A 6,758-nucleotide genomic window follows, 5' to 3' on the forward strand; every position below is an offset into this window, starting at 1 on the left:
GGGAGGGAGAAGGACGAGTGTGCTACGGAAGGCGGGAGGTGATGAGGGTCATGTTGCCCGAGAAGCGCAGCTCGCCACAGCCGGCGGGCGCCAGGAAGTGCGTCCCGCGGGCAATCTCGTGCTCCACGCCGGCCTCGGCGGCGCACACGGTACCGGAGCCCTCGATCACGCTCACACAGAGGAACGGCCACTCCTCCCCCACGTTCTTCTCGCCGCTCACGCGCACGCGGTCCACCACAAAGTTGGGGCACTCCATGAGCTCGGTCACGCCGTCCACCTCGGGCGCGGTGACCTCGCCGGACGCGGGCGCCTCCATCGCATAGTCCACCACGTCGAGGCTCTGCTGGATGTGCAGCGGGCGCGGCTTGCCGTCGTCGCCCACGCGGTCGTAGTCGTAGACGCGGTACGTGACGTCGGAGGACTGCTGGGTCTCCAGGATGAGCGTGCCGCCCTGGATGGCGTGAACGGTGCCCGGCTCAATGGGGAAGAAGTCGCCCACGTGGCACGGCACGAGGTTGAGCATGTCGTCCCAGCGCCCCTCCTCGATCATGGACGCAAGCTCGGCGCGGTCGTGCGCGCGCTGGCCAATGACGATCTGCGTGCCCGCCTCGGCGCCCAGCACGTACCAGCACTCCCGCTTGCCCAGGCTGCCGTTCTCGTGCTCGCCGGCGTAGGCGTCGTCGGGGTGCACCTGCACGGAGAGGTTGTCCTTGGCGTCGATGATCTTCACCAGCAGCGGGAAGCGGTCGCCCTCCACGCCGCCAAAGAGCTCGCGGTGCGCGTCCCAGAGCTCGGAGAGGTGCGTGCCCGCCCAGGCGCCCTCGGCCACCACGCAGTCGCCGTTGGGGTGCGCGCTTATCGCCCAGCACTCGCCGATGGGGCCGTCCGGGATCGTGTAGCCAAAGTCGTCGGCCAGCTTGCGGCCGCCCCAGATCTTCTCGTGAAAGATGGGCTCGGGAAAGATAAGGTCACGCGCGATGTCAGACATGGCTCCTCATTCTTGCGATTTGGACAGATGCGGGCCGGCAGCCCGTCTCACATGATAGACCCGCCGGGTGAGAAGTACCGTCGGATTGCGGCGCCGCACCGTGGCGGCAGGTCTCCGCGCCGAGCCACACCGCTAGAGCGAGACCTCGTAGAACCCCAGTAGGCTCTCGTCCGCGTCATAGAGCCCGAGGATGAAGTCGCAGCTGGACTCGGGCGTGACGGAGAGGCCCTCGTCCTGCTCGAAGTAGAAGAACCCCTCGACCGTCTCACCCGCGCGGACGGGCGCGCCAAGCGTGGCGTTCATCCACACGTCCTCGCCGTCGAGCGTCGTCGTGATGTTGGATACCAGGTAGTCCGTATCGGAGCGGTTCTCGATGACAAGGTGGTAGCCGGTGTCCCCCTCGGCGTCGTAGCCAATGCCGTCGATGACGATCCTTGCCATCTCGTCATCGCAGACAACGACGTCCAGCTCGTCGGTTATGGTCACCGTTGCCACGTAGAGCTGCGTCTGGAGAATCCACTCGTCGCTCAGGAGGTCCGCCAGGCTCTCGGGCCCGCCCGCGCTCACGGTCTGGTCGAGCTCTTCAGCGTCCTGCGAGCCATCGTCGAGTCCCTCCTCCTCGAGGGTCTCGTCCATGTTCTGGATCTGCTCCGCCAGGCCGTCGCCGGAGTTCTCCGCGGGGTCACGGTCCATGTTGGGCTCGTCGGAAACCTTCTCAAAGACCATCGTCTCACCGTCGTACGTCAGGGTGAGCTCGCCGTCCTCAAACGGCACGTCCACCGTGTCCGACCCGAGCGTGAGGGAGAGCGTGTCCTCGTCCGCGATCTCCCACGAGCCCTCGTCCTGCTCGCCAAAGGCGTCAACGAGAAGCGCCCCAGAATCGTCAAGGTCAAGCGTCACGTGCATGCCGAGGCTGGCAAACTCGGCATAGTCGTCCTCCGTGATGGTCATGTTCTCAAACTCGGCGGAGCTCAGCTCCCAGCTGCCCACATAGTCGTCCCTCATCTTCTCGAGGTCGGAAAGCTGGATCCCCTCGCCCGAGCCGAGCGCGTTCCCACCGCACGCCGCAAGCGAGGCGGCAAGCGTGATCGTGCCCAGAAGCGCGCCGAGCCTTTTCCCTCTACCCATGAGCCCTCCCCCGGTTGAACCAAGACTCTGAACAGCATATCTGAAAAGAAGCTGCCATCTGGCGGAGGGAGGGCGGAAGGCGGTCCCGCTCGGTAGACGGGCGGCGCGGGGCGCGGCGAGAAGTACCGGCGCTAGCGGGCGTCCTTCTCGCCGTGATTGCTGGCAGCGTGGGCGTCAGGCGCGAGATGGTCCTCGTGGTCCGCATGGCCGCCGTGACCGTGATGCCCAAAGTGGAAGAGATGGTGCTCGTGATGCGAGGCGTCGGGCAGGTCCTGCGGGCGGATGAATCGCTCGCAGACGTTGGAGGTGCGCAGGTACTCCTCGCCAAACGGGTCCACCGTGGGGACGAGCTCGCGGGGACTCGCCGCGAAGTGGTTCTCGGGGCTGGTGCTCACGTGAGGGTTGGCAAGGGTGTAGCCGCGGCTGCACGCCCCCTGGTACAGGCCGGACTCCTCATGAAACGCGAAGCTTGCGTACACGCAATCCGAGCAATGAAAGCCCATGCGGGTTCCTTCCCTTTGATGCAAAGTATTGGAGATGGTACCCCAATGGGCGTGCCGCAGACGCCGGTCTCACGGTGCTCGGCCCTGGCGCCAGCGTCAAGTTGGCTACGCAGTCCAGACGTACTCGCAGGTCTCCGCGTTAAAGCCGGCGCCCAGGCGCTCCTGGCAGAAGTCGACGCACCACTGGCGGGTGAAGTCCGCGCAGTTGGAGTCGTTGCGAATGCCGTTGCCCGCGGCGAGCTCCTCGGTGTATTCGGACAGCTTATAGGTGGTGAGCCCCGTCGTGCCCGCCTTGTTGGTGATGATGGGCACGATCTTGAACTCGCTCACGCGCACGCCCCCTCCCGAGAAGGTCAGCGTGGCGCGTGCGATGCTGCCGATCATGGAGGCCTTGTTGTCCTGGCCGGAGACGAAGTTACCCGTGGACCAGAAGACAGGCACGGAGCGGCCGTCCGCGCTCTGCACCACCTCAAAGGGCTGCATGACGTGCGGGTGGTTGCCAATGATCACGTCCACGCCGGCGTCCGCGAGGACCTGCGCCCAGCGCAGCTGCTCCTCGTCGGGGCCGGCGGCGTACTCGGTGCCCCAGTGCGGGCAGGCCACGATGGCCTCCGCGCCGGCAACGCGCGCCGCCTCGATGTCCGCGGCGATCTGCTCCTCGCTGATCATCCGGACGGCCCAGGGCTCGGGCAGGGGAATGCCGTTGGTATTGGTGGCGTAGTTGAGGATGGCGATCTTGTGGCCGGAGCGCTCGAGGACGGGCACCACGTCGGCCGCCTCCTCGCTGTCCGCCATGCCCGTGACCGTCATCTCGGGGTGGTTCTCGCGCCAGAAGGCGAGCTCCGCCTCGATGCCCGCCATGCCCTTGTCGAGGGCGTGGTTGTTGGCGTGAAGCGCCACGTCAAAGCCGGCGTTTACCTCGGCGGTGCCGATCTCCTGCGGCCCGTTGAAGACCGGGTAGCCAGAGAGGCCCAGTTCGTCGCCACCGAGCAGCGTCTCTTGGTCCAGCATGGCAATGTCTGAGGCCTGGACGTCATCGCGGACGTGCTCAAAGAGGTGATCGTAGTTGCGCGTGCCGTTGGCCTTCTCGCCGCTCTTCCACACGCTCGGGTGCACCAGGATGTCGCCCACCATGAGGACGGTTACGTCAGCGGGCTCGGCGGTTGCGCCGCGGTCCATGACCACGCCCGGGGTCTCCTCCTCGGCGGGAGGGAGCTGGGACATGCACGCGGCAACGCTGCCCACGCCCACGAGCGCCGCAGCGGCCAGGAGCCCGCGGCGCGTGAGCGTGACGCCCCGGTGCGCGGCGCTACCAGAGCGCGGCGTCGGCTTGCGCGGCGTGGGCTTGCGATGCTCGGTCATGGAATCCATGGAGCCTCCTCTGCGAGGGTTCTTCTCGCCCCATTGTCGCACGACATGTCTGGGGATGCAGCGCGCCTTTCAGCAAACCTAGCAAGTAGTGGTTCTCAGCCAAAGTATACAGCTATCTTATTTCTCCTTCTCTTTGTTCAAGAACCACTACCTGTCAGGTTTTGGTTGGCGAGAAGAACACATGACACCCAGCTCTGACGTCAGTGTCATAAAAAAGGGCCGGCGCGCGGCCGGCCCCGAAGCTCGTCTTAGAAGTCCGCGTTGCCCACGGTGCGGGGGTGCGGGATGACGTCGCGGATGTTGTCAACGCCGGTGAGGTACATGACCATGCGCTCGAAGCCCAGGCCAAAGCCCGCGTGCTGGCAGCCGCCGTAGCGGCGCAGGTCGAGGTAGTACTTGTACTGCTCCGGCTCCATGCCAAGCTCGGCGATGCGGCGCTCCAGCACGTCGAGACGCTCCTCGCGCTGCGAGCCGCCCACGATCTCGCCGATGCCGGGCACGAGGCAGTCCACGGCCGCCACGGTCTTGCCATCGTCGTTGAGGCGCATGTAGAACGCCTTGATGGCGGCCGGGTAGTCGGTCACGAAGGTCGGGCGCTTGAAGTGCTCCTCGGTGAGGAAGCGCTCGTGCTCGGTCTGCAGGTCGCAGCCCCACTCCACGGGGTACTCGAAGACGTGGCCCGCTGCCGCGGCCTCCTGCAGGATCTGGATGGCCTCGGTGTAGGTGACGTGCGCAAAGTCCGAGGTGGCAACGTGGGTGAGGCGCTCGATGAGGCCCTTGTCCACAAACTTGTTGAAGAACTCCATCTCGTCCGGGCAGGCGCCCATGACGTAGTTGATCACGTACTTGAGCATCTCCTCCACGCAGGCCATGTCGCCGGCGAGGTCGCAGAAGGCCATCTCGGGCTCGACCATCCAGAACTCGGCGGCATGACGACGCGTGTTAGAGTTCTCGGCGCGGAACGTGGGGCCAAAGGTGTAGACGTCGCCAAAGGAGAGCGCGAAGTTCTCGGCCTGGAGCTGGCCGGAGACGGTGAGGTTGGCGGCGTGGCCGAAGAAGTCCTGCGACCAGTCGACGGTGCCCTGCTCGGTGCGAGGCGGGTTCTCCACGTCGAGCGTGGTCACGCGGAACATCTCGCCCGCGCCCTCGGCGTCGGAGGTGGTGATGATCGGCGTGTTCACGTAGACGAAGCCGCGCTCCTGGAAGAAGCGGTGGATGGCGTAGGCCGCCACGGAGCGCACGCGGAAGACGGCGCGAAAGAGGTTGGTGCGGCTGCGCAGGTGCTGCTGGGTGCGCAGGAACTCGCGGGTCTGGCGCTTCTTCTGCATGGGGTAGTCCGGCGCAGAGGCACCCTCCACGCGGATCTGGGCCGCCTGCAGCTCAAAGGGCTGCGGGCGCTCCGGCGTGAGCGCGAGCGAGCCCGTGACCACGAGCGACGAGCCAACGCCCGTCGCGGCGATCTCGTCGTAGTTGGCGAGCGTCTCGCGGTTCATGACGACCTGCAGGTCCTTGAAGCACGAGCCGTCGTTGAGCATGACAAAGCCAAAGTTCTTCATGTCGCGGACCGAGCGGACCCAGCCGGCAACGGTGACGGTGGTGCCGCCGAGCTCGTCCATGTCGGCGAAGAGCTGAGAGATGTGGGTGCGTTCCACGGGCTTCTCCTTTATGCGTACTTCTCGCCCTGTTTTCCAACGCTTAACTGTACCGCATTGGGGGTGCGAGCGCTCCCGGCGCGCCCCTCCGGCCGCAGGCCCTTCTCGCCGCAGGCCCTTCTCGCCGCGGGTCCTTCTCGCCGCGGCTTTACCGGGCACCTGGTATTCAGTGTCCTGAAAATCGGAGGTAGGGCGCAAAATGTCCTGAAAATCAGAGCCATGGCAGGCGAAAAGGTCCCCACGCCTGCCACGGTCCCGATTTTCAGGACATGGCGAGAAGGACATGCCGCCGCACCATTTTTCAGGGCGCACGCCCCGGCCGGCAAAGCTAGAATCGAGTCAGCAACAGAAGCGCCCCCGAAAGGAGCACGCATGGAAGCCTACAAGCGCGAATTCATCGACTTCATGGTGGAGTCCAACGTCCTCAAGTTTGGCGACTTCACGCTCAAGAGCGGCCGCAAGTCCCCGTTCTTTATGAACGCGGGCGCCTACGTCACGGGCAGCCAGCTCAAGCGCCTGGGTGAGTACTACGCGCACGCCATCAACGACAACTTTGGCCTGGACTTTGACGTGCTCTTTGGGCCGGCGTACAAGGGCATCCCCCTCTCCGTGACCACCGCCATCGCCCTGCACGACCTCTACGGCAAGGAGGTCCGCTACTGCTCCGACCGCAAGGAGGAGAAGGACCACGGCGCCGACAAGGGCGGCCTTCTTGGCTCCAAGCTCGTCGACGGCGACCGCGTGATCATGATCGAGGACGTCACCACCTCGGGCAAGTCCATCGACGAGACCTATCCCAAGGTCACCGGCGCCGCAAACGTTGAGGTCAAGGGCCTCATCGTGAGCCTCAACCGCATGGAGGTGGGCAAGGGTGGCAAGGTGACCGCCCAGCAGGAAATCCAGGAGAAGTACGGCTTCCCCGTAGCGAGCATCGTCTCCATGGCCGACGTGGTGGAGGCCCTTGACGGCACCGTCATCACGCCCGAGCTCAAGGCCGCCATCGACGCCTACTACGAGCAGTACGGCGTCAAGTAGCGCCCAGCAAGAAGCACCGAGAAGGGCGGGGGGGCCCCCCCCCCCCCGGGGGGGCCCCCCCCGGGGGGGTGGGGGCCCCGG

General features: G+C 65.8%; 6 protein-coding genes. 1 reads left to right on the forward strand and 5 read right to left on the reverse strand.

Annotated features, from left to right (window positions below; genetic code table 11):
* Positions 1–22 precede the first annotated feature (22 nt).
* The 5 genes from QUW25_RS08550 to asnS all read right to left on the reverse strand — a co-directional run bounded on the left by QUW25_RS08550 (position 23) and on the right by asnS (position 5,642).
* Positions 23–988 carry a type I phosphomannose isomerase catalytic subunit gene (locus QUW25_RS08550; protein WP_289511788.1) on the reverse strand — a complete coding sequence of 322 codons (966 nt, stop codon included), beginning with the start codon at positions 986–988 and terminating at the stop codon, positions 23–25.
* Between the two features lie 132 nt (positions 989–1,120).
* On the reverse strand, positions 1,121–2,116 hold the full coding sequence (locus QUW25_RS08555) for a hypothetical protein (RefSeq protein ID WP_289511789.1): 996 nt from the start codon (positions 2,114–2,116) through the stop codon (positions 1,121–1,123).
* Between the two features lie 131 nt (positions 2,117–2,247).
* Positions 2,248–2,619 (reverse strand): hypothetical protein, encoded by a 372-nt coding sequence (locus QUW25_RS08560; RefSeq protein ID WP_289511790.1) that lies wholly within the window; start codon positions 2,617–2,619, stop codon positions 2,248–2,250.
* A 105-nt stretch (positions 2,620–2,724) separates the two neighbouring features.
* A complete protein-coding gene (locus QUW25_RS08565) occupies positions 2,725–3,990 on the reverse strand; it encodes a CapA family protein (RefSeq protein WP_289511791.1) in 1,266 nt (421 codons plus the stop codon).
* A 248-nt stretch (positions 3,991–4,238) separates the two neighbouring features.
* On the reverse strand, positions 4,239–5,642 hold the full coding sequence (asnS, locus tag QUW25_RS08570) for an asparagine--tRNA ligase (protein WP_289511792.1): 1,404 nt from the start codon (positions 5,640–5,642) through the stop codon (positions 4,239–4,241).
* 372 nt (positions 5,643–6,014) lie between these two features.
* On the opposite strand from asnS, the gene pyrE reads away from it, so the two are divergent.
* Positions 6,015–6,677 (forward strand): orotate phosphoribosyltransferase, encoded by a 663-nt coding sequence (pyrE, locus tag QUW25_RS08575; RefSeq protein ID WP_289511793.1) that lies wholly within the window; start codon positions 6,015–6,017, stop codon positions 6,675–6,677.
* The last annotated feature ends 81 nt before the right edge of the window (positions 6,678–6,758 follow it).

This window comes from Thermophilibacter provencensis, assembly GCF_030372065.1.
GTDB lineage: Bacteria > Actinomycetota > Coriobacteriia > Coriobacteriales > Atopobiaceae > Thermophilibacter > Thermophilibacter provencensis_A.